The organism is Actinoplanes sp. NPDC051494, from assembly GCF_044454705.1.
In the GTDB taxonomy this organism is placed as follows: Bacteria; Actinomycetota; Actinomycetes; order Mycobacteriales; family Micromonosporaceae; genus Actinoplanes.
Genome location: NZ_JBITDZ010000003.1, coordinates 640,786 through 662,625, shown reverse-complemented (window position 1 = coordinate 662,625; position 21,840 = coordinate 640,786). Strand labels below are relative to the sequence as shown.

General features: G+C 72.3%; 24 protein-coding genes, 1 tRNA gene and 1 pseudogene. 16 read left to right on the top strand and 10 right to left on the bottom strand.

Annotated features, from left to right (window positions below):
* Positions 1–240: 240 nt before the first annotated feature.
* Complete coding sequence (locus tag ACIA6A_RS15590) at positions 241–1,407, bottom strand: macrolide family glycosyltransferase (RefSeq protein WP_396098289.1); 1,167 nt, start codon at positions 1,405–1,407, stop codon at positions 241–243.
* 92 nt (positions 1,408–1,499) lie between these two features.
* Here ACIA6A_RS15590 and ACIA6A_RS15585 point away from each other — a divergent pair, with 92 nt between their 5' ends.
* Positions 1,500–2,087, top strand: a complete 588-nt coding sequence (locus ACIA6A_RS15585) for a TetR/AcrR family transcriptional regulator (RefSeq protein ID WP_396098288.1) — start codon at positions 1,500–1,502, stop codon at positions 2,085–2,087.
* Here the strand turns inward: ACIA6A_RS15585 and ACIA6A_RS15580 are convergent.
* Positions 2,042–2,305 (bottom strand): hypothetical protein, encoded by a 264-nt coding sequence (locus ACIA6A_RS15580; protein ID WP_396098287.1) that lies wholly within the window; start codon positions 2,303–2,305, stop codon positions 2,042–2,044. The two genes, ACIA6A_RS15585 and ACIA6A_RS15580, sit on opposite strands and share 46 nt — an antisense overlap.
* Here ACIA6A_RS15580 and ACIA6A_RS15575 point away from each other — a divergent pair.
* Entirely contained in the window at positions 2,297–2,473 is a 177-nt protein-coding gene (locus tag ACIA6A_RS15575) for a hypothetical protein (RefSeq protein WP_396098286.1), read from the top strand. The genes ACIA6A_RS15580 and ACIA6A_RS15575 overlap by 9 nt on opposite strands.
* A gap of 39 nt (positions 2,474–2,512) precedes the next feature.
* Positions 2,513–2,640 (top strand) — tRNA-OTHER (locus ACIA6A_RS15570).
* On the opposite strand, the gene ACIA6A_RS15565 is transcribed toward ACIA6A_RS15570, so the two are convergent.
* Both ACIA6A_RS15565 and ACIA6A_RS15560 read right to left on the bottom strand, forming a co-directional pair.
* A complete protein-coding gene (locus tag ACIA6A_RS15565) occupies positions 2,622–3,356 on the bottom strand; it encodes a class I SAM-dependent methyltransferase (protein ID WP_396098285.1) in 735 nt (244 codons plus the stop codon). The genes ACIA6A_RS15570 and ACIA6A_RS15565 overlap by 19 nt on opposite strands.
* Before the next feature lie 52 nt (positions 3,357–3,408).
* Positions 3,409–3,786 (bottom strand): winged helix-turn-helix transcriptional regulator, encoded by a 378-nt coding sequence (locus tag ACIA6A_RS15560; RefSeq protein ID WP_396098284.1) that lies wholly within the window; start codon positions 3,784–3,786, stop codon positions 3,409–3,411.
* A gap of 99 nt (positions 3,787–3,885) precedes the next feature.
* Here ACIA6A_RS15560 and ACIA6A_RS15555 point away from each other — a divergent pair, with 99 nt between their 5' ends.
* Genes ACIA6A_RS15555 through ACIA6A_RS15545 form a run of 3 tightly spaced genes read left to right on the top strand, consistent with a single transcriptional unit; the run spans position 3,886 to position 6,491 of the window.
* On the top strand, positions 3,886–4,749 hold the full coding sequence (locus ACIA6A_RS15555; RefSeq protein ID WP_396098283.1) for an NAD(P)H-binding protein: 864 nt from the start codon (positions 3,886–3,888) through the stop codon (positions 4,747–4,749).
* Between the two features lie 6 nt (positions 4,750–4,755).
* A complete protein-coding gene (locus ACIA6A_RS15550; protein WP_396098282.1) occupies positions 4,756–5,649 on the top strand; it encodes a macro domain-containing protein in 894 nt (297 codons plus the stop codon).
* Positions 5,646–6,491 carry an NAD-dependent protein deacetylase of SIR2 family gene (locus ACIA6A_RS15545; protein WP_396098281.1) on the top strand — a complete coding sequence of 282 codons (846 nt, stop codon included), beginning with the start codon at positions 5,646–5,648 and terminating at the stop codon, positions 6,489–6,491. The genes ACIA6A_RS15550 and ACIA6A_RS15545 overlap by 4 nt, the downstream gene beginning before the upstream one ends.
* 33 nt (positions 6,492–6,524) lie before the next feature.
* Here the strand turns inward: ACIA6A_RS15545 and acnA are convergent, their stop codons facing one another.
* Positions 6,525–9,326, bottom strand: a complete 2,802-nt coding sequence (gene acnA / locus ACIA6A_RS15540; RefSeq protein WP_396098553.1) for an aconitate hydratase AcnA — start codon at positions 9,324–9,326, stop codon at positions 6,525–6,527.
* Positions 9,327–9,500: 174 nt separating this feature from the next.
* Between acnA and ACIA6A_RS15535 the strand changes: the two genes are divergently transcribed.
* The gene (locus tag ACIA6A_RS15535) at positions 9,501–9,890 is read left to right on the top strand and encodes a hypothetical protein (protein WP_396098280.1); all 390 of its coding nucleotides are present in this window, start codon (positions 9,501–9,503) and stop codon (positions 9,888–9,890) included.
* A gap of 22 nt (positions 9,891–9,912) precedes the next feature.
* Positions 9,913–13,053: pseudogene (gene pulA / locus ACIA6A_RS15530) on the top strand (pullulanase-type alpha-1,6-glucosidase); the annotation flags it as partial.
* 12 nt (positions 13,054–13,065) lie between these two features.
* Here the strand turns inward: pulA and ACIA6A_RS15525 are convergent.
* Together ACIA6A_RS15525 and ACIA6A_RS15520 are read right to left on the bottom strand one after the other, a co-directional pair.
* Positions 13,066–13,575 carry an FBP domain-containing protein gene (locus ACIA6A_RS15525; RefSeq protein ID WP_396098278.1) on the bottom strand — a complete coding sequence of 170 codons (510 nt, stop codon included), beginning with the start codon at positions 13,573–13,575 and terminating at the stop codon, positions 13,066–13,068.
* A gap of 76 nt (positions 13,576–13,651) precedes the next feature.
* On the bottom strand, positions 13,652–14,254 hold the full coding sequence (locus tag ACIA6A_RS15520) for a maleylpyruvate isomerase family mycothiol-dependent enzyme (protein WP_396098277.1): 603 nt from the start codon (positions 14,252–14,254) through the stop codon (positions 13,652–13,654).
* A 42-nt stretch (positions 14,255–14,296) separates the two neighbouring features.
* Here ACIA6A_RS15520 and ACIA6A_RS15515 point away from each other — a divergent pair, with 42 nt between their 5' ends.
* On the top strand, positions 14,297–14,542 hold the full coding sequence (locus ACIA6A_RS15515; protein WP_396098275.1) for a DUF2630 family protein: 246 nt from the start codon (positions 14,297–14,299) through the stop codon (positions 14,540–14,542).
* A 40-nt stretch (positions 14,543–14,582) separates the two neighbouring features.
* On the opposite strand, the gene ACIA6A_RS15510 is transcribed toward ACIA6A_RS15515, so the two are convergent.
* Complete coding sequence (locus tag ACIA6A_RS15510) at positions 14,583–15,500, bottom strand: serine protein kinase RIO (RefSeq protein ID WP_396098274.1); 918 nt, start codon at positions 15,498–15,500, stop codon at positions 14,583–14,585.
* A 163-nt stretch (positions 15,501–15,663) separates the two neighbouring features.
* Complete coding sequence (locus tag ACIA6A_RS15505; RefSeq protein WP_396098273.1) at positions 15,664–16,311, bottom strand: HAD family hydrolase; 648 nt, start codon at positions 16,309–16,311, stop codon at positions 15,664–15,666.
* 152 nt (positions 16,312–16,463) lie between these two features.
* Here ACIA6A_RS15505 and ACIA6A_RS15500 point away from each other — a divergent pair, with 152 nt between their 5' ends.
* The 4 genes from ACIA6A_RS15500 (at position 16,464) to ACIA6A_RS15485 (ending at position 19,273) form a co-directional block, all read left to right on the top strand.
* A complete protein-coding gene (locus ACIA6A_RS15500) occupies positions 16,464–17,039 on the top strand; it encodes a helix-turn-helix domain-containing protein (protein WP_396098272.1) in 576 nt (191 codons plus the stop codon).
* A 61-nt stretch (positions 17,040–17,100) separates the two neighbouring features.
* Positions 17,101–18,009: a TIGR04222 domain-containing membrane protein gene (locus ACIA6A_RS15495; RefSeq protein ID WP_396098271.1), complete on the top strand. Its 909-nt coding sequence runs from the start codon at positions 17,101–17,103 to the stop codon at positions 18,007–18,009.
* The gene (locus ACIA6A_RS15490; RefSeq protein WP_396098270.1) at positions 18,006–18,827 is read left to right on the top strand and encodes a DUF692 domain-containing protein; all 822 of its coding nucleotides are present in this window, start codon (positions 18,006–18,008) and stop codon (positions 18,825–18,827) included. The genes ACIA6A_RS15495 and ACIA6A_RS15490 overlap by 4 nt, the downstream gene beginning before the upstream one ends.
* Positions 18,824–19,273: a hypothetical protein gene (locus ACIA6A_RS15485; protein WP_396098269.1), complete on the top strand. Its 450-nt coding sequence runs from the start codon at positions 18,824–18,826 to the stop codon at positions 19,271–19,273. The genes ACIA6A_RS15490 and ACIA6A_RS15485 overlap by 4 nt, the downstream gene beginning before the upstream one ends.
* On the opposite strand, the gene ACIA6A_RS15480 is transcribed toward ACIA6A_RS15485, so the two are convergent.
* The gene (locus tag ACIA6A_RS15480; RefSeq protein ID WP_396098268.1) at positions 19,233–19,571 is read right to left on the bottom strand and encodes a nuclear transport factor 2 family protein; all 339 of its coding nucleotides are present in this window, start codon (positions 19,569–19,571) and stop codon (positions 19,233–19,235) included. The genes ACIA6A_RS15485 and ACIA6A_RS15480 overlap by 41 nt on opposite strands.
* A 56-nt stretch (positions 19,572–19,627) precedes the next feature.
* Here ACIA6A_RS15480 and ACIA6A_RS15475 point away from each other — a divergent pair, with 56 nt between their 5' ends.
* From ACIA6A_RS15475 to mug, 3 genes are read left to right on the top strand one after another with little or no spacing between them, the layout of a single operon-like run.
* A complete protein-coding gene (locus tag ACIA6A_RS15475; protein ID WP_396098267.1) occupies positions 19,628–20,386 on the top strand; it encodes a helix-turn-helix domain-containing protein in 759 nt (252 codons plus the stop codon).
* 16 nt (positions 20,387–20,402) lie between these two features.
* Positions 20,403–21,158 carry an SDR family oxidoreductase gene (locus ACIA6A_RS15470; RefSeq protein WP_396098266.1) on the top strand — a complete coding sequence of 252 codons (756 nt, stop codon included), beginning with the start codon at positions 20,403–20,405 and terminating at the stop codon, positions 21,156–21,158.
* A complete protein-coding gene (gene mug / locus ACIA6A_RS15465) occupies positions 21,155–21,697 on the top strand; it encodes a G/U mismatch-specific DNA glycosylase (RefSeq protein WP_396098265.1) in 543 nt (180 codons plus the stop codon). The genes ACIA6A_RS15470 and mug overlap by 4 nt, the downstream gene beginning before the upstream one ends.
* Positions 21,698–21,840: the final 143 nt, after the last annotated feature.

The window sequence follows — 21,840 nt, the reverse complement described above, 5'->3', positions numbered from 1 at the left end:
GCCCTTGCCGCACACATCGCCCACCACCGCGCACCACGACGCTTCCCGGGTGTGGAACAGGTCGTGGAAGTCCCCGACCACCTCGGCCCCGTGCACGCCGGCGGGCAGGTAGGCGGCGGCGGCGTCCATGCCCGCGGCGTCCGGCAGGCGGGGTGGCGGTCACCGCGGCGAGCCGGGCCGGGTCGGGAACCGCCGGTGGCAACTCCCCGGTCGCTCCTGCCATGCGTCACCCGCTGCCGCTCACGCCCGTAGCGACCCGCCCCGCTCCCACAGTACGGTTTCGATGAGACCGGCGGCGTCCGGCTGTTCGCCGATTCCGCGCCGCAGCTCGGCGGACCGGGCGAGCACCGCCGGGTCCGCGGTCAGCTCCAGCAGCGCCGCCCGCAGCTCGGCGGCTGTGACGGTGGCCGTGTCCACGACGCGGGCGACGCCGAGCTCCGCGAGCCGGTCGGCGTTGGCGAACTGGTCGGCGGCCTGGGGTGCGGCGATCATCGGGACACCGCAGGCCAGGCCCTCGCTGCTGCCACCCATGCCGGCGTGGGTCAGGAACGCGTCGGCCCGCTCCAGGATCGCGAGCTGCGGCACCCACGGGTGCACCTCGACACTGTCCGGGACGGCCCCGAGCTCGGCCGGGTCGACGTGCCGCCCGATCTGCAGGATTGTGTGCCAGCCGGGCAGGTCGCCGAACGCCTCGACGCAGCGCCGGTAGAAATCCGGGTGCCGGGTGAACGCGGAACCCAGCGACACGAGCAGCACCTTGTCCGCCGACGCCGGGCGGGTCCACGATCCACGGTCGCCGAGGACCGGGCCGGCGAACGAGTAGACCGCGGGGTCGACCCGGTCGGCGTTCGGCTGCAGGGCCCGCGGGATCAGCACCACGCACCGCTCGGGCCGGCCCTGGAACGCGACACTGTCCGTGACGGCCGACCCGTTGGCGGCGAGCCAGTCCGCATACCGCCGGTAGTAGTCCGCCGCCGCGGGATCGGCGCGCATGGCGGCGGTCTCCTGCTCATAACCGTCCCAGGCCACGAACGTCGGGGAGAGCTGGATCGCGGGGATGCCCCACTCCTCGGCCAGGATCCGGGTGGGCGCGGCGGCTATGTCGTACAGGAAAAGATCGGGTCTGTCCTCGGTGAAGATCGCCCTGAGCTGCGGGAGCATGGCGATCGCGTCGTCGAGGAAGATCGTCAGCTGCTCGACCCAGTCCTCCGGCCACTCGTCGTCGGTGGTGGGCAGCGTCGACGCGTACGGTCTCAGCCCGGCCCCGGCACCCTCGATGGCCGCGCCGAACGCCTTGTCGTTCGCGTACGTGACCCGGTGCCCGCGCGCGACGAGGGTGCGCACGATCTCCAGGCTCGGGTTGACGTGCCCGTGGGCGGGGATGCTGACCATGGCGATGTGCGACATGAGTGCTCCTTCACTGGCGAGACGGACCGTCTCGTCTCCCCACCGTTGCGCGTCTAGCCGGAGTTGTCAAGACGGGCGGTAGGGTCGGCGACGTGTCCCGCCCCGACCCCGACCCCGCTCGCCGCAACGAGCGCTCCCGCCGCGCGATCCTCGGCGCCGCCCTGGAACTACTGGCCGAGACCGGTTACCGCGACCTGAGCGTCGAGGCGATCGCCGCGCGGGCCGGCGTCGGCAAACAGACCATCTACCGGTGGTGGCGCGGCAAGGGCGCGGTCATCCTGGACGCACTCGTCGACCAGCTCACCCGCGCCGGCGACCCCGCCCTGCCGGACACCGGCGACCTGCGCGCCGACCTGCGCGGCATGCTGCGGGCCACGGTCGCCGAGTTCGCCGACCCCCGGCTGTCCGCGACCACCCGCGCCCTCACCATCGAGACCCTGTCCGACGACGACCTGGCCGGCCAGGTCCGCGACCGGCTCCTGCGCCCGCAGCTCACCGCGGTGCGCACCCGCCTGGAATCCGCCCGGCGGGCCGGCCAGGTCCGCCCGGACGTCGACCTGGACCAGGCGGTCGAACTCCTCTTCGGACCGCTGTACCACCGCTGGCTGCTGCGCAACGGCCCCCTGACCGACGACTACGCCGACGGCATCGTCGACCTCACCGTCACCGCGATCGGATGATGCCAGAGCTCAAGACGTGCGGCGGCACAGATGCCGTGCAGCACCATCGTGCCGGCGCCCACGTCCTCGCGGATGGAGCCCTCCTCGACGCCCGCGGCCAGCAGGCCGGCCATGGCCTGGTCCAGCACCCGGCCACCGTCGGCGAGCGCGTCCGAACGCGTGGCCACGAGGGGGGCGAGCGTGCGCGCCAGGCCCTGGTGGGTGCGCAGATGGTTCACGAAGCCGCGCAGGAACGCCGCCGGCGCGGGGAGGAGGCGCACGCCAACCCCGAGCAACTGCGCGCGGTCTGCCGCGACACCCTGGCCGAAGCGCGCCGGCTGGGCGTGCCGGTGCCGCGGCTGGAGGCAGCCGAGCCCTACTTCGCTGACATCGCCGCCGAGCAGTAATCCCGGTGCCAGGAGGTCACGGTTCCGCGATACTGCAGCGGGCCGGTGGCAGAGCCGGGTTATCGCGGCGCCGACGAGTTGACAGCCGGGCACGCACGGCGACCGGTCGGCGCGTGGGGCCGCTGGCGTGCCATGCCCCACCGGGGGTTCAAATCCCCTCCGGCCCGCACCGCCGCGCCGAGCCGGCGCCGAGCCCGGCAGCCATCACGAACAGGCGGTCCGGGGTGCGCCGGCCGGCGCCGGGGCCGATCTCGATGTGCTGGAATCCGTTGGCCCGCAACAGATCCGTCAATTCCGGGAGCCGCCAGGGGCGCATGGTGAAGTCGTGGTGGACGGTCTCACCGGCCAGGGTGTAGGTCTCCGCGACCCGCAGCAGCCCGTCGTCCCAGGTCGTGGTGCCGGTGAACGTGAGGCCGGTGGCGACCGTCCGGCTGCGGGGTGTGCCGTCGGCCCGGGCACGGGCGGCCCCGGCCTCGCGGACGTCGAGGAACAGCCGGCCGCCGGGGCGCAGGCTGCCGGTCAGGGTGGCCAGCGCCGCGGCCCGGTCGGCGTCGGTGAGCAGGTCGTTGAGGACACCCCGGCAGGTCACCGCGTCGTGCTCCGGTGCCGGCACCATCGTGCGAAGATCGACCAGCCGGGTACGCGCACCCGGGCACCGTCGCACCGCGATCGCCAGCAGCTCCGGGGCGGCATCGGCGAGCTCGACCCGGTGCCCCCGGGCACGGAATTCCGCGGCGTGCCGCCCGGTGCCGCAACCGGCGTCGAGCAGTGACGACGCCGGGGCGATCCGGGCGCAGACCGCGTCCACCCACGGCTCGGCCGGGTCATCGATCAGCAGGTCGTAGCCGTCGGCATGGCGCGCGTAGAACGGGCGGTCGCTCACCGTCCACATCGTGTCACGCGCCTGCGCGACGCCACCGCGGCCGGGCGAACGTTCAGCTGCCGGCCTGCTGGGTGTCGTGATCGTGCTGGGCGGCCAGCACCGCCGGCATGTTCGTCTCGAGGTGCTCGATCAGGTCGAGCAGCTTCACCGCGGTGCCCCGGCCGAGGTCGGTGAGGCTGTACTCCACCCGGGGGGGCATCACGGCGTGCACCTCGCGGCGGACGAAGCCGTCGCGTTCGAGCGCTTGCAGGGTCTGGGCCAGCATTTTTTCGCTGATGCCGTCGACCCGCCGCCGCAGGGCGTTGAAGCGGGCCGGCCCGGGCTGCAGGCCGGCCAGGGTGAGCAGCCCCCAGCGGCCGGTGAGGTGCTCCAGCACGGGCCGGGAGGGGCAGCCGCGGGCGAACACGTCGAACGGGGGCGGGGTGTCCATAACGCCTATGCTACCCGCCACACAGCACTAACTTTTAGTTTGCGCTTTCAAAAAGTTAGCGTACGGTTCCGGGTAAGCCCCTCGTTGAAGGAGAGTTCGATGATCGTTGTCACCGGAGCCACCGGACAGTTCGGCCGACTGGCCGTCGAGAGCCTGCTGCGCCGCGGCGTGCCCGCCAGTGAGATCGCGGTCGCCGTGCGCAGCCCGGAGAAGGCCGCCGGGCTCGCGGCGCTCGGCGTCGAGGTGCGCGAGGCCGACTACGACCGGCCGGAGACCCTCACCGCGGCGTTCGCCGGAGCGGACAAACTGCTGTTCGTCTCCGCCAACGGCCCGGACCCGGTGCGGGTCGTCCAGCACCGGGCCGTGGTCGACGCCGCACGGGCGGCCGGGGTTGGGCTGGTCGCCTACACGTCGCTGGCCGGCGCCGACACCAGCCCGCTGGGCCTGGCCGGCGTGCACCGCGACACCGAGGCCGCGCTGGCCGCGTCCGGGCTGGCGACCGTGCTGCTGCGCAACGGCTGGTACACCGAGAACTACACCGCGACGCTGGCCGACGGGGTCACCCGCGGCGGCATCGCCGGGTCCGCCGGGGACGGCCGGATCGCGTCGGCCACCCGCGCCGACCTGGCCGAGGCGGCCGCCGCCGTGCTCACCGCCACCGAACCCCAGGCCGGGCGGGTGTACGAGCTGACCGGCGACACCGCGTGGACGCTGAGCGAGCTGGCCGCCGAGGCGAGTGCGGTGTCCGGCCGGCCGGTCGGCTACACGGACCTGCCCGCCGAGCACTACGCCGGGATCCTCACCGGCGCGGGCCTGCCGGACTTCCTGGTCGAGCTGCTCGTGGACGCCGACGTGCAGGTCTCCCGGGGCTCCCTGGCGCCGGTGAGCGGCGACCTGGCCACGCTGCTCGGCCGCCCGGCCACCCCGCTGCGCGACGCGGTCACCGACGCGCTCAAGGGCTGACCGCGCGTGGACCTGGCCGCCTACCGAGGCCTGATCGACCTCGACCGCCCGTTCCACCACGCCGCGCCGCCGGGCTCGCCCGCCCCGGACCCGGGCGCGGTCCTGGAGCTGCTCGCCGGGGATCCGGCGATGGCCCGGCTCGGCGTCACACCCGGGCAGGCGCGGCGGGTGGCCGGGGCGGGGCGCGGACCGGCGCGGGATCTGCTGCGCGCGATGCTGACCGTGCGTGACCCGGGGCCGCTGCCCGGCGCGGTGGTCCCGCTCCTGGACGGCCTGCTCGCCGCCGAACGCGCCGGGCGGCCCGAGGTGGACGCCGCCGCGTTGCCCGGCGTCGGCGGCGGCCGGCCCTCCGCGATGGCGCTGTGGCGCGGGGACATCACCACGCTGCGTGTCGACGCCATCGTGAACGCCGCCAACTCCGGGCTGCTCGGCTGCTTCCGGCCGGGGCACCCCTGCATCGACAACGCCATCCACAGCGCGGCCGGACCCCGGCTGCGCGACGACTGCCGGGCCGTTGTCGCCGCGCAGGGCTCCCCGGAGCCGACCGGCACGGCGAAGATCACCCGGGGATACCACCTGCCGGCCCGGTACGTGCTGCACACCGTCGGCCCGGTGGTCGACGGGGAACCCGGGGCGGGGCACGAGGCGGCGCTCGTCTCCGCGTACACGTCATGTCTTGATCTGGCCGCCGAGGTCGACGACGTCCGCAGTGTGGCCCTATGTGCCGTCAGCACCGGGGTCTTCGGGTATCCGGGGTTGCCGGCCGCGCGGACAGCGGTGCGCACGGTGACCGGGTGGCTGGCCGCGCATCCGGGACGGCTCGACCGGGTCGTGTTCGACGTCTGGTCGGCCGACGACCGGCGCTTCTACCAGCAGGCACTGAGCGAAGGACCACGATGAACCTCGACACCGTCCGGCAGTGGCTCGACGAGTCCGACCGGGTCCTGATCGGCGCGGGCGCGGGTCTGTCCGTGGCGGCCGGTTACGACTACGGCGACCCGGTCCGTTTCGCCGAGTTGTTCCCCGCGCTGCACCGGCTCGGCCTGCGGGCCCGGTACCAGCTCATCGGTGCCCGGCTGCCACCGGACCTGCTCTGGGGTTACTGGGCCGCGCACGTCACCGACATCCGGTTCGGCCCGGGCCCGCACCCGGTCTACGAGCGGCTGCGGGCGCTGATCGGCGAGCGGGACCACTTCGTCATGACGTCCAACGTGGACGGCCTGTTCGCGCGGGGCGGCTTCGATCCCGGCCGGGTGTTCACCGTGCAGGGCGACTACGGCCGGTACCAGTGCGAGACGCCGTGCACCCGCCAGACCTGGCAGAGCCGGCCGATCATCGACGCCGCGCTGGCCGCGTACGACCCGTCCACCGGCCGGGTCACCGACCCGGCCGCGATCCCGTCGTGCCCGAACTGCGGTGGCGAGGTGTTCCTCAACGTGCACAAGGGACCGGAGTACATCGTCGACCCGTACCTGCCGGCCGGCCGGCGCCTGCAGAGCTGGCTGGCCGCGGCCCCGGCCGACGAGCGGCTGCTCGTGCTCGACCTCGGCAGTGGGTACAACACCCCGGGCGTCATCCGGTGGCCGATGGAACGCGTCGCCCGGGAACGTCCCCGCGGGCGCCTGATCCGGGTGAACACCCAGCATCCGGAGGTGCCGGCCGAGCTCGGCGGCCGGGCGTTCGGCACCAGCGTGGACGCCGGGGTGTTGCTGGCGGAACTGACAGCGCCCCGCCTTCCCTGATCGGAAGGCGGGGCGCGGCCTGGTGCGTACGCGTCAGCTGTCGAGCATCTTGCGCAGGACGTACTGCAGGATGCCGCCGTGGCGGTAGTAGTCGGCCTCGCCGGGGGTGTCGATGCGGACGTCCGCGTCGAACTCCACGCCGGTGTCCGTGCGGACCTTGACCGTGGACGGGATGCCGCCCTCGTTGAGCGCCGTCACGCCGGTGATGGAGAACGTCTCCGTGCCGGTGAGGCCGAGCGACTCCGCGTTGGTCTTGGGCGGGAACTGCAGCGGCAGCACGCCCATGCCGATCAGGTTGGAGCGGTGGATGCGCTCGTAGGACTCGGCGATGACCGCGCGGACGCCCAGGAGCATGGTGCCCTTGGCCGCCCAGTCACGCGACGAGCCGGAGCCGTACTCCTTGCCGGCGAGGATGACCAGCGGGATGCCGGCCTCCTTGTAGGCGGTGGAGGCGTCGTAGATGGTCGACCGGTCGCCGGTGAGGTGGTTGACCGTGAAGCCACCCTCGACACCGGGGACGAGCTGGTTGCGCAGGCGGATGTTCGCGAACGTGCCGCGGATCATCACCTCGTGGTTGCCGCGCCGGGAGCCGTATGAGTTGAACTCGTGCTTGGGCACCCCGTGCTCGGCGAGGTACTTGCCGGCGGGCGAGTCGGCCTTGATGGAGCTGGCCGGGGAGATGTGGTCGGTGGTGACCGAGTCGCCCAGCTTGGCCAGCACCCGCGCGCCCGGGATGTCCACCACGGGGGACGGCGTGGCGGCCATGCCCTCGAAGTAGGGGGGCTTGCGGACGTAGGTGGACTCGGATGCCCACTCGAACGTCTTGCCCTCCGGGGTGGGCAGCGACTGCCACTGCTCGTCGCCGGCGAAGACGTCCTGGTAGGCCGCGGAGTAACCGGTCGCGCCGATCGCCGAGGCGATGGTGTCGTCGATCTCCTTGGCGCTGGGCCAGATGTCGGCGAGGAAGACCGGCTGGCCGTCCGAGCCGGTGCCGAGCGGCTCGGTGGTGATGTCGAGGTCCATCGTGCCGGCCAGCGCGTACGCGACGACCAGCGGCGGCGACGCCAGGTAGTTCATCTTGATGTCGGGGTTGATCCGGCCCTCGAAGTTGCGGTTGCCGGAGAGCACGCTGACCGCGGTGAGGTCGGCCTCGTTGACCGCGGCCGAGATCTCCTCGAGCAGCGGGCCGGAGTTGCCGATGCAGGTGGTGCAGCCGTAGCCGACCAGGTTGAAACCGAGCTTGTCCAGGTACGGCGTGAGGCCGGCGCGGTCGTAGTAGTCCATGACGACCTTGGAACCCGGCGCGAGGGTGGTCTTGACCCACGGCTTGCGGGACAGGCCGCGCTCGACCGCGTTGCGGGCCAGCAACGCCGCACCGATCATGACCTGCGGGTTCGAGGTGTTGGTGCAGGACGTGATCGCGGCGATGCCGACGAAGCCGTGGTCCAGTTCGAACTCGGTGCCGTCGCTGAGCGTGACCCGGGTCGGCTTGGACGGGCGGCCCGCGGAACCGGTCGCGGCGGAGAAGACGTGCGGCTTGTCGACCGCCGAGTCCGCGTGGTTGGCCGGGGCGTCGCTGGCCGGGAAGGACTCCTCGGACGCCTCGTCGGCGGGGCCGTTGCCCTGCACGTAGTTGGTGAGCGCGTCGCGGAACATCGGCTTCGCGGCGTCCAGCGGCACCCGGTCCTGGGGACGCTTCGGGCCGGCCAGCGACGGGACGATCGTCGACAGGTCCAGCTCGAGCTTCTCCGAGTAGTCCGGCTCGGCGTTCGGGTCGAGCCACAGGCCCTGACGCTTCGCGTACGCCTCGACGAGCTTGACCTGGGCCTCGGACCGGCCGGTCAGCTTCAGGTACTTGATGGTCTCGTCGTCGATCGGGAAGATCGCGGCGGTGGAGCCGTACTCCGGCGACATGTTGCCGATGGTGGCCCGGTTGGCGAGAGGCACGGCGGTGACGCCGGGGCCGTAGAACTCGACGAACTTGCTGACCACGCCGTGCTGGCGGAGCATCTCGGTGATGGTCAGCACCAGGTCGGTGGCGGTGGTGCCGGCCGGCATCTCGCCGGAGAGCTTGAAGCCGACCACGCGCGGGATCAGCATGCTGACCGGCTGGCCGAGCATCGCGGCCTCGGCCTCGATGCCGCCCACGCCCCAGCCCAGCACGCCCAGGCCGTTGACCATGGTGGTGTGCGAGTCGGTGCCCACGACGGTGTCGGGGTACGCGGTCCTACCCCCCGTGGGACCCTCTCGCTCCATGATCGTACGGGCCAGGTATTCGATGTTGACCTGGTGCACGATGCCGGTGCCGGGCGGGACGACCTTGAACTCGTTGAACGCGGTCTGTCCCCAGCGCAGGAACTGGTAGCGCTCGCGGTTGCGCTGGTATTCGAGCTCGACGTTGCGGGCGAACGCGTCCTCGCGTCCGAACAGGTCGGCGATGACCGAGTGGTCGATGACCAGCTCGGCCGGGGCGAGCGGGTTGACCTTGGTGGGGTCGCCGCCGAGGTCCTTGACGGCCTCGCGCATGGTGGCGAGGTCGACCACGCACGGGACGCCGGTGAAGTCCTGCATGAGGACCCGCGCCGGCGTGAACTGGATCTCCACGCTCGGGTCGGCGCTGGAGTCCCAGCCGCCGAGGGCACGGATGTGGTCGGCGGTGATGTTCGCGCCGTCCTCCGTGCGGAGCAGGTTCTCCAGCAGGATCTTCAGGGAGTAGGGCAGGCGTTCATGACCCTCGACCTTGTCGATCGTGAAAATCTCGTAGCTCGCGTCGTCGACGCGCAGCTCGCTCTTCGCACCGAAGGTGTCCAGGCTGGCCACGTCTTCTCCTTCCAGACCCAGCGACCGTGAGTAGTCCTCAGCAGTCTTCCGCACCGGCTGGTGCCGCGCGGCGGTTAGGCATACCTAACTCAGCGTCAATGTCGTCGGCTAAACCGTACGTCCGTCTTGTTAGCCGACGCAACCCGCCCCACCGGTTTCGCGGTTGTTCCCGTCGGGTATCCATGATCCGTGCAGGCACCCACGGATCTGGACCGCTTCACGGATTTCTTCGACCGCTACGGATCGGCCCTGACACGGGGCGACGTCGCCGCGGTGGCCGGTTGCTACGCGCTGCCCGGGATGGTGGTCGCGGATTCGTACAGCTTCACGTTCAGCTCCCCGGCCGCGGTGGCACTGTCGTTCCTGGGGGCCGCCCCGTCGTACCACGACCAGCACATCGTCGCGGCGCACGCGCAGCTCCACGATGTGCAGCAGCTCAGTGCGGCGCTCTCCATGGTCCACGTCGAGTGGGAATACCTCGACAGCCTGGGCAACGCCGTTCCCGGTGAGAGCTATCGATACCTGATCCGTATGGACGCCGACGGGCCCCGCATCACAACGGTGATCTCCACCCGCTGAGAGTGCCATCATGGTCACCATGTGGCTCATCGTGCATTTTCCCCAGGACGGGTCGTTGTACGCCTGGGGTGACATCGACGAGTCCGCCAAGACGAGCTTCCCCGACGGGCATCCGTTCGCCGGCGCGGACGACCATGGGCGGTTCGCCTGGGTGCGTCTGGCCGAGGGTGCCCGCGAGGTCGGCTTCCTGGTCGTCGGCCCGGACGGGGTCAAGGACGTCGCCGGGGACCGGTTCGTCGACCCGGGCGTGACGCCGGAGATCTGGCTGCGGCCCGGCGACCCCGAGATCTACCCCGCGCCTGTCACGGAGAGCATCGACGACGGCTTCGCCGTGATCCACTATCGCCGCCCGGACGGGGACTACGCCGGGTGGGGCGTGCACGCCTGGGAAGGCACACCCACCAAACCCCGATGGGGTACGCCCACCGAGCCCGATTCCTACGACTCCTACGGAGCGGTGTTCCGCGTTCCGGTGCGACCCGGCGCGGCCGGCGTACGTTTCGTGATCCACCGGGGTGACCAGAAGGACCTGCCGGACGACCAGCGGCTCGATCTGACCGTGAGCCGCGCGGTGTGGGTGCTCGCCGGCGAGGTCGCGCCCGTACGCCCCGACCTGGGGTCGCTGGGTCCCGAGCTGGACCCGGCGCGGTCCCTGGCGGTCTTCGTCGACCGCACCACCATCGCCCTGCCGGCCCGGTTCACCGGCGCGTTCACGCTGGTCGCCTCCGCCGGCGGGGAGGTGCGCCGCGACGGGGGCGAGCTGGTGGGGGAGCACGAGATCCTGCCGCTCACGCCGCGCCCGGGCGGATTGTTCCAGGCGCAGAGCCGGCGGTTCCCGCACCTGCGCGCCTACCGGGCGTACGCCGTGCCCGAGCTCGCCGACGCCGCCCTCGGGCACCTGCTGCGCGGCCAGCTGCTGGTCGCCGGCCGGGACGAGCACGGCCGTGTGATCACCCTGACCGGCGTGCAGCTGCCCGGCGTCCTCGACGACCTGTACGCGGACGCCGCCGAGGCCCCCCTCGGGCCGCTGTCGGTGTGGGCGCCGACCGCGCGGACGGTGTCGCTGGAGCTCTCGAAGACCCCGGGGGACGACGAGCCCCGGATCCACCCGATGGACCGCGACCCGGCGACCGGCGTGTGGAGCGTCGCCGGCAAGCCGAAGTGGCTCGGGCGCTACTACCGCTACCGGGTCGAGGTCTGGCACCCGGCCGCGCAACAGATCGTGACCAGCAGCGTCACCGACCCGTACTCGCTCTCGCTGTCCGCCGGATCCACCCACAGCCAGCTCGTCGACCTGGACGACCCGGCGCTCAAGCCGCCCGGCTGGGACACCCTGGCCAAGCCGCCCGCGGTCGCCCCGGCCCGGATGCTGATCGCCGAGGCGCACGTCCGGGACTTCTCCATCGCCGACCGCAGCGTCCCGGCGGCGCACCGCGGCACGTATCTCGCGTTCACCGACGAGGACACCGCCGGCATGCGGCACCTGCGGTCACTCGCCGACGCCGGGCTCACCCACCTGCACCTGCTGCCCGCGTTCGACTTCGCCACCGTGCCCGACCGCCGCGCCGAGCAGGCCGTACCGCTGTGCGACCTGGCGTCGTTCCCGCCGGACTCACCCGAGCAGCAGCGCGCGGTCATGGCCGTCGCCGACGACGACGGCTTCAACTGGGGTTACGACCCGCTGCACTACACGACACCCGAGGGCAGTTTCGCCGCCGAACCGGCCGGCAGCGCGCGGATCCTGGAATTCCGCCGGATGGTCGCCGCGCTCAACGCGGCCGGCCTGCGCGTCGTCATGGACGTCGTCTACAACCACACGATGGCCGACGGGCTCGCCCCGCTCAGCGTCCTCGACAAGGTCGTACCCGGCTACTACCACCGGTTGCTCGACGACGGCACCGTCGCGGAGTCGACCTGCTGCTCCAACACCGCGCCCGAGCACCTGATGATGGGCCGGCTCGTCGTCGACTCGCTCACCACCTGGGCCCGGCACTACAAGGTCGACGCGTTCCGGTTCGACCTGATGGGCCACCACCCGCGGGCCAACATCCTGGCGGTCAAGGCGGCCCTCGGCGACGACATCTACCTGTACGGCGAGGGCTGGAACTTCGGCGAGGTGGCCTACGACGCCCGCTTCGCCCAGGCCACCCAGGTCAACATGGCCGGCACCGGGGTCGGCACGTTCGACGACCGGCTGCGCGACGCGGCCCGCGGCGGAGCGGCGCACGGCAACGACCCCGGCACCCGGGGCTTCGCGACCGGTCTCGGCCCGGACACCCCGCCGCACGTCCACGACCGGATCAAGGTCGGCCTGTCCGGTGCGCTCGCCACGTACAGGTTCGTCACCCACACCGGCGCCTCGCAGTGCGGTTCGCAGATCGATTACAACGGCTCCCCGAGCGGTTACACCACGAGCCCGGCCGAGTGCGTGACCTATGTGGACGCCCACGACAACGAGATCCTGTACGACGCGATGGCGTTCAAACTGCCCCGCGACCTGAGCATCGAGGACCGGGCCCGGATGCAGGTGCTCGCGTTGTCGCTGGTGGTGCTCGGGCAGGGCGTGGGCTTCTTCGCGCTCGGCAGCGAGCGGCTGCGGTCCAAATCCCTCGACCGCAACTCCTACAACTCCGGCGACTGGTTCAACCAGATCCGCTGGGACCCGGCGGACGGCAACGGCTTCGGCGTGGGCCTGCCCCCGGCCGCCGACAACGAGGAGGTCTGGGGCCACGCCCGGCCGCTGCTGGCCGACCCCGCCCTCGTCCCGCCGCCCGCGATCGTGGACCTGACCGCGGCCCGCTTCGCCGAGCTGCTGCGCGTCCACCGCTCCACCCCGGTCTTCGGCCTGCCCACCGCCGACGAGGTCGAACGCCGCCTGACGTTCCCGCTGGGCGGCCCGGCCGAGACCCCCGGCGTGATCGTCATGTGCCTCGACGGCACCGGCCTCGACCCCCGCTGGAGCACCGTGGTCACGGTCTTCAACGCCACCGGCTCCCCGGCCACCGAGACCGTCCCGGAACTCGTGGGTGTCCCGCTGACCCTGCACCCCGAACTGACCGCCTCGGCCGACCCGCTGCTACGCACCGCGACCGCCGACCCGGCAACCGGCACCCTGACCGTGCCACCCCGCTCGGTAGCGGTCTTCGTGGCCGCCCTCCCGTGACCCGCCCTCCCGTCAGCCCGCGACCACCCGGTCGGTGAACGCGGCCAGGTTCGTCAGCGCCCGGTCGATCCGTTCCCGCAGGCTGAGCGTCTCCTCCCGGCGGATCAGCCGCAGTTTCGGCTGCCGCTTGCCCCGCAGATAGAGCGAGCACGCGAGATCGGCGCAGAGATACTGGCCGACGGTGTTGCCGTTACGCCCGGCGGCCCCGGCCAGCGGCGCCACGAACAGCGCCACCCCCGACCCGGCATGGTCGGTCAGGCAGACCTGGCACATGCTCGACCGCATCGCGCTGGCCCGCCGGGCCTCGGGGCGCCGCAGCACGAGCCCGGTCAGGCCGCGCTCACCCGGGACGACCAGCAGCGCCCGCAACGGCGCCCCCGGGTCGGTCCAGGCCAGAAAATCCAGATCGTCCCAGGCCACCCCGCCGTCGGTCAGGCCGGCGGGCATCTTGACCCGGCTCGCCTCACCCTTGCTGCAGTTGACGAAGGAAGACCGGATCTCTTTTTCTCCGATGGCGTCCATGCGCGGGGACGCTATCCGACCTTCCGCTGCCTCACCACGGGATTTCGGCGGCGGCGCCGGGGCGGCGGCGCGGGCCTCACGTCGTGGTCGCCGACAGCACCGAATAGCCCGGCGGCAGTGTCGCGCGGCCGGTGAGGGCGCGCAGGACGAAGGTGCTGTCCCGGCCGGTCGCCGCGATCGCCACCGCCTGCTGGGTCATCTCGGCGACGACGCCGGTCGCGTACTCGACCGGCACCCCCGCGGCCGCCGCGACGTCGAGGCCGTGCACGACCAGTTCGAAGGTGCGGGTGGGGATCCAGGTGCGCACCCGCATCCCGCCGGCCGGCACCGCGATCACGTCGTTGTCCCCGGCGGCCGACAACGCGCGGGTGGCCTGCCGGGCGTACTCGGCGACCCGGGCGCCCGGATCGTCGCCCAGGGCCTCCCCCGCCGCCTTCGCGTCGTCGGCGGCCGGCGGGGTCGACGCCCAGTAACCCTCGGGTGCCTCGACGATCACCGCCGGGCCGGGGGTGGCCAGCACCCCGGGCACCTGGCGCAATGCTGAGCTCACGGTGTGCCCGGCCAGTTCGCGCAGGCTCCAGTCGCCGAGGCCGGGGCCGTCCCACCGGTCGGCCGGCACCCGGTAGACCAGATCGGTGAAGACGGTGACGGCGGATTTGTAGGCCCAGCGGAAGTCCATCCGCCAAGAGTGCCAGGCGGACCGTTGTTCTACGCTTCGCGCATGGATGACAAAGAGGTGCTGGGCCGGATCCACGGTCTGGTCGACGAGGAACACCAGCTGCGCACGCAGCTGGCCGAGGGCAAGCTCACCGCGGACGAGGAGCACGCCCGGCTGAAGGACGTCGAGGTCGCCCTCGACCAGTGCTGGGACCTGCTGCGCCGGCGGCGGGCGGCCCGGGAGTTCGGCACCGACCCGGACGAGCAGCAGGCGCACTCGGCCGGCGAGGTCGAGGGTTACCTGCAGTGACGTGAACGCGGCCGCCTCATGGGAGGCGGCCGCGGAACGCCTACCGCAGACCCGCTTCGAAGCTGAGACGCTCGATCAGCTCCTCGATGTCGACGCGCAGACCACGCGCGGTGAACCACGAGGCGACGTTGCGCACGTCCCGGGCGAGGAACTCGCCGCCCTGCGGGTTGGCGATCAGGTCGACCACCTGCGGGAGGTCAATGATGATCAGCCGGCCGTGGTGGACCATCGTGTTGTACGGCGACAGGTCGCCGTGCGCGACCTGGGCCCGGGACAGGATGCTCAGGGCGTCCACCATCTGGCGCCAGAGGTCGGCGAGACCGTCCGGGTCCGGGCGGACCTGGGCGAGGCGGGGTGCCGCCTCACCGGTCTCCCAGTCGCCGATGAATTCCAGCATCAGCTCGGTGCCGATCAGCTGGACCGGGTACGGCACCGAGATCGTGCCGCCTTCCTGCCCGACCTGCCAGAGCCGGGAGAGGGCGTCGAACTCCGCCGCCGCCCACTGACCGGCGATCATCTGTTTGCCGAACGCGGTGCGGTTGGTCATCGCCCGGTTCTCCCGGGACCGGCGGACCCGGCGGCCCTCGAGATAGCCGGCGTCGCGGTGGAACATCCGGTGGTCGCCGTCGCGGTACCGCTTGGCGGCCAGCATGCTCACCTCGCCGGTGGCCGGGACCGCCCGGCGGACCAGGAAGACGTCGGCTTCCTTGCCGGTCTTGAGCATGCCGAGCTCGGTGTCGACGGCCCCGTGCTCGGTGCGGACCCAGTCGGGTCGCGGCTCGGGGCCTTTCAGGGACCCGTCCCAGGTAGACCAGCGGTCGCCGACCTCGGGCAGGTCGGGGTCCTCGGTCAGCTGGGGCTCGAGGCGCCCGCGTTTCAGGAAATCGGACTCGTCGTCGTCGAACTTGCGACGGCCGCGGCCCATGGTGGCCGGACCGGAAGAATCGTGCTCTCGCACTGGAGGGTCTCCTCGGAGATGAAGAAAGAAACGTGCTGAACCTGGGCGTGGCGGAGGACAGCGACGGCCATGAGGTTCACCTCCTTCATCTGCGAGCACCCGCGACGTGCGGTGCGGGAGCAACTCTGCCGGGCGCCCGACCGGGGCGCAACCGAATTAACAATCAGCGCGGCGTCATGATCGCGGAGAGGCCCTGGATCACGTTGCCGCACACCCGGGTCGGGGCGAAGCGCTTGTCGATCCAGTCCCGGCCGCGGTGCAGCCACACGCTGGGCAGGCCCATCGCGGCGGCCCCGCCGATGTCGGCCTCGGGGCTGTCACCGACGATCCAGGCGCCGCCGAGCCGCATCCGGACCCGCTGGGCGGCCAGGGCGAAGATGCGCGGGTTGGGTTTGCTGACGCCGGCCTGCTCGGAGATCACCCAGTCGGCGACGTAGCGGTCCAGCCCGGTGCGCCTTATCCGGCTCTCCTGCTGCTCGTGGGCGCCGTTGGTGACCACCACCGGCACCCAGCCGGCGTCCCCGGCGATCTGCAGCGCACAGGCGACCAGCGGATCGAGGCGTTCGTAGGCCAGCGGGCCCTCGTGCAGTTCCTCGACCAGATCGATGGAGGGGATGTCCAGCTGGTAGCGCTCGCGCAGCGCGTCGGCGAGGTCCCAGCGCGACGTCAGGCCGTCGGCATCCACGGACAGCAACCAGTCGAGGTCTTCCTGCGGGGCGGCGATCTCGTCGAGGAAGCCCTTGGCCCACAGCTTGAAGCCACCGCTGCGGTCGAGCAGGGTGTCGTCCAGAGCCAGGAAGACAAGGGGCACCCGGGCACTGTACGTGAGTGAATGCGGGCGCGAACAGTGCAGGAGTGTTAACAAAGATCGGGCAGGATGGGTGTTTCAGCAGCATGAGAAGCCGATCCCAAGCCGTACGTACGGATTGCAAGCGGCGGAGCTGTCATGACACCATCACTTTTGTGCCCAGGGTAAGCCAGGACCAGCTAGAGGCCCGCCGCCACGAGATCCTCGGGGCAGCGCGTGGGTGTTTCGCGCGCCACGGCTACGAGGGCGCCACCGTGCGCCGCCTCGAGGAGGCCACCGGGCTGTCCCGGGGCGCGATTTTCCACCATTTTCGCGACAAGGAATCGCTGTTCCTCGCGGTGGCCGAGGACGACGCCGCCGCGATGGCCGAGACCGTGGCCCGCAACGGGCTGGTCCAGGTCATGCGGGACCTGCTGGAACGCGCCGGCGCCAGCACGGACACCGCCGGGTGGCTCGGCAGCCAGCTGGAGGTGTCCCGGCGGCTGCGCACCGACCCCGAGTTCGCCAAGCGCTGGACCGAGCGGTCCGCGGCCATCGCCTCCGCCACCCGCGAGCGGCTGGAACGCCAGCACGAGGCCGGGGTGCTGCGCGACGACGTGCCGGTCGAGGTGCTGACCCAGTTCCTCGAGCTGGCGTACGACGGGCTCGTGCTGCACCTCGCGACCGGCCGCCCGGCGGGCGAACTGAGCAGGGTCCTCGATGTCGTGGAGGAAGCCGTCCGGCGCCGCTGACCCGGCTGTTGCGCCGACCTGCACAATGAGGGTCAGCAGCGGCACATAACGGGAGGTCAGCATGGACACCTGGGGCATTCCCGGTCCGACGTTCCTCGTCTTCTACATCGGGGCCACCGTGGCTCTCGTCCTGCTCGCCGCGATCCACCGGCGGATCCTGTTCGCGGGCGACCGCAAGCTGTCGGTGACCTCGCTCGGGCCGCAGCAGGTCGCCTACCTCAACGGTGGGGAGAGGCTCGCTCTCTACGCCTCGATGGGCGCGCTGCGCACCGCCGGGGCGATCAGCAGCGGCCCCGGCAAGACCCTGCAGCAGACCGGCCCGCTGCCCTCCGGCGTGACCCCGCTCGACACCGCCGTCTACAACGTGGCCGGACAGCGCGTCCGGGCCCGGGACGCGGCGGCCGACAACTGGGTGCGCTCGGCGCTGGAGCAGCTGCGCACCGGCCTGGAGACCAGCGGCCACGCGGTCGGCGCGAGCACCGCGCGATCGGCCCGGATCTGGGTGTACGCCGGGTTCGCCCTGGTGGCGCTCGGGGTCGCCCGGGCGGTGGCCGGGTATCTCAACGACAAGCCGGTCACCTTCCTGGTCATCGCCATCATCTTCGCGCTGGGCATGACCCTGACGCTGCGCAAGAAGACCCGCTGGGCCACGAACGCCACGGTCAAGGCGCTGGACCAGCTCCGGGCCCAGCACCAGTACCTCGCCCCGCGGCAGTCGCCCGCCTACGCGACGTACGGCGCGACCGGTGCGGCGATGGGCGTGGCCCTGTTCGGCGCGGCCGCGCTCTACACGATGGACCCGGCGTTCGCGGCCGAGGCGGAGATCCAGCGGCACACCGATCTCACCAGCGGCGGCGGCACCGGGTTCTCCGACAGCTCGTACAACAGCACCGCCTCCAGCTGCAGCAGTGGCAGCAGCTCGTGCGGTGGTGGCAGTTCCTGCGGCGGTGGCGGAGGGTGCGGCGGATGACCACCGCGTACGGCGTCGGGATCGGCTGGCGGCCGGAGATCGCCGGCTACGTGGCCCGGCTCCCCGGCCTGCGCTTCGCCGAGGTGGTCGCCGAGTCCGTGCACGCCCACGGCGACCTGCCGGCCGGGCTGGGCGAGCTGCTGGAGCGGGGCGTGGCCGTGGTGCCGCACGGCGTGAAGCTGTCGCTGGGCGGCGCCGAGCCGGTCAGCCCCGAACGGGTGACCCACCTCGCCGAGGTGGCCCGGCGCCTGCACGCCCCCCTGGTCAGCGAGCACATCGCGTTCGTCCGGGCCGGCGGCGTCGAGGCCGGGCACCTGCTGCCGGTGCCGCGCACCCGCGAGGCGGTCGACGCGGTGGTCGCCAACGTGAAGCGGACCCAGGCCGAGCTCGACGTCCCGATCGCGCTGGAACCGATCGCGGCGCTGTTCGACTGGCCGGACGACGAACTCGACGAGGGCGCGTTCCTCACCGAGATCCTCGAGCGTACGGACGCGCTGCTGCTGCTCGACGTGGCCAACGTGTACGCGAACGCGCTCAACCGGGGCACCGACCCGGCCGCGCTGTTCACCCGGATCCCGCTGGAGCGGATCGCGTACTGCCACGTCGCGGGCGGTTCGTCGCACGACGGGGTGTATCACGACACGCACACCGACGCGGTGCCGGCCGAGGTCCTCGACCTGGTCGCCGACCTGTGCGCCCGGCACCGGCCCCCGGCGCTGATGCTGGAACGCGACGGTGACTACCCGCCCGCGGCCGAGCTGAGCGCCGAGCTCGACGCGATCGCGGCCGCCTCCGGTCATCCGCCGGTCACCCGGTGAGCTCGCTCGCCGAGCGGCAGGCCGCGCTGGTCGCGGCGCTGACCGCGGGCGCCCCCGTCCCGCCGGGTTTCGACACCCGGCTGGTGGAGGTCGCCCGGGTCGCGCTGCTGCGCAAACGGGCCGGTGAGGTCGCCCGGCACTGGCCGATGACGGCCACCGCGCTCGGCCCCGGGTGGATGGGCGCATGGTCGGCCTGGGCCGCGGCCCGGCCCACCCAGGGCTCCCTGCGCGACGGCTGGGCCTTCGCCCGCGTCCTGCGGGCCCGGGGTGCGCTCCCCCCGCTCGCGCTCGTGGAGCTGGCCACCCGGGAGGCGACGATGCACGACGACGGCCACCGGCGCCGGTTCCCCGCGTTGCGCACCGCCGCCGGCACCGTCGTGCTCCAGGTCGCCGGCCGGGTGTATCTCAGCCGGGCACCCGGTCCAGGAAGCCGTACACCGCGCTGATCCGCCCGTCGGCGTCCAGCGTGATCACGTCGAAGCCCTCGACGGCCTCGCCGAGCCGCCACGTGAACCGGGCCTGGTCGTGATGGGCGTCGTCCAGCTCGCCCGCCGTGAAGGCCAGCCCGGGGAACTGCCGGTGCACCCCGGCGATCACCGCGTCCAGCCCGTCGGGGCCGGTGACCGCGGCGAGCGGGTCGGTGTATCGGACGTCCGCGGCGAACACGTCCGCGATCGCCGCGCGCCGCACCACCGGATCGGTCTCGTTCCAGATGTCCAGGTACTTCTTGACCATGTCACTCATGAGGTCCACTCTCACCGGTACGGGTAAGCGTGACGATTACCTCGGAGGTAACGACCATGGGTGACGTGGGTGTCCTGCTGCGGGAATGGCGGGGGAACCGCAGGCTGAGCCAGCTCGAGCTCTCGACCCGCACCGGGGTGTCCGCGCGGCACCTGTCGTTCGTGGAGACCGGGCGCTCCCGGCCGACCCGGGAGATGATCCTGCGGCTGGCGCGCGAGCTGGGGGTACCCCTGCGGGCCCAGAACGCGTTGCTGCTGGCCGGCGGTTTCGCACCGGCGCATCCGGAGCACGCGCTCGACGGCCCGGACCTGGCCGCCGTGCTCGGGTCGCTGCGTGACGTGCTGCGCGGGCACGAGCCCTACCCGGCGGTGCTGATCGACCGGCACTGGACGCTGATCGACGGCAACGAGGCGAGTGCTCTGCTCACCGCGGGCGCCGCTCCCGCCCTGCTGGAGCCGCCGGTCAACGTCCTGCGGCTGGCGCTGCACCCGGACGGGGTCGCTCCGCGCATCGCCAACCTCGCCCAGTGGCGTACCCATCTGCTGCACCAGCTGGACCACCAGGCGGGCGCGACCGGCGATCCGGTCCTGCGGGCCCTGCACGGCGAGCTGCTGGACCTGCCCGGCGGGACGGTCACGGGCACGCCGGCCGGGCCCGTCGTGCCGCTGCGCCTCGACGTGGACGGCACGGAACTGGTCTTCTTCAGCGTGACCTCGGTGCTCGGCACGCCGCTCGACGTCACGCTGTCGGAACTGGCCGTCGAGTCATTCCTTCCGGCGAACGACGGGACGGCCCGCTTCCTGCGGACCCGGTAGTGGCAGGATCAGAGCCATGGATCTGGGGCTGACCGACCGCGTCTATGTCCTCACCGGCGCCTCGAAGGGCCTCGGCTACGCCACCGCGCGGGCCCTGGCCGACGACGGCGCCCGGGTGGTGATCTCGGCGCGCACCCCGTCCTCGGTGGACGAGGCGGTGGCCAACCTCGGTCCCGCGAGCACCGGCGTCGCGGCCGACCTGACCGATCCGGGCACCCCTGAGCTGCTCGTGCATACCGCGATGGAGCGCTTCGGCCGCTTCGACGGCGCGCTGATCTCGGTCGGTGGCCCGAAGCTCGGCACCGCCCTGCAGCACGCCGACGACGACTGGCGCGACGCGTTCGAGACGGTCTTCCTCGGCGTCGTCCGGGCGGCCCGCACGTTCGCGGCGGCGCTGTCCGAGGGCGGCTCGCTGGTGTTCGTGCTGTCCACGTCCACCCGGGTGCCGCTGCCCGGGCTGGGCCTGTCCAACGGACTGCGGCCGGGTCTCGCCGGGGTCGCCAAGGACATGGCCGACGAGCTGGGTCCGCGCGGCATCCGGGTGGTGAGCCTGCTGCCCGGACGGGTGCTGACCGACCGCAACCGCGAGATCTTCGCGGCCAGTGGTGACGCCGCGCGCGCCGAGGCCGACGCCGCCACGAAGGTGCCGCTGGGCCGGCTCGGGCGCCCGGAGGAGTTCGGCCGGGTGGCGGCGTTCGTGCTGTCCCCGGCCGCGAGTTACCTCACCGGGCTGCAGATCCCGGTCGACGGCGGCTCCCTGCGGATGCTGTGAAACCGTCTCCCGAGGAGATCGCGGCGGCGGCCGGCCGTACGGTGCCGGATCTGGTCGGTCCTGATCTGCGGATCCTGTTCTCCGGCATCAATCCGAGTCTGTATTCTGCGGCCACCGGCCACCATTTCGCCCGGCCCGGCAACCGTTTCTGGCCGGCCCTGCACCTGGCCGGCCTCACCCCGCGCCGCCTGCACCCGTCGGAGCAGGGACTGCTGCCCGGCCTGGGTCTCGGCATCACGAACGTGGTGGCCCGGGCGACGGCGCGGGCCGACGAGCTCTCCCCCGCCGAGCTCAAGGCCGGCGGCGAGGTGCTCGCCGAGCTGGTCGCACGGTGGCGGCCCGGATGCCTCGCGATCCTGGGGGTGACCGCCTACCGGACCGCGTTCGGCCGGCCGAAGGCCACGACGGGCCCGCAGTCCTCGACGATCGGCGGCGTCCCGGTGCACGTCCTGCCGAACCCGAGCGGCCTCAACGCGCACTACACAGTGGAGACACTGGGCGCCGCCTACGCGGTGCTCCGGGCCACGCCCGCCGGATAACGCCCGCCGGATAACGCTCGCCGGGTAACGCCCGCCGGGTAACGAGATAGTCACATGTCGATGCAACGATCTATCGCATCGGCACTCCGTGGAGTCGGATGTACTCACGCTGTAACTCCGCGCCCGGCGACGCTCCGGAGGAC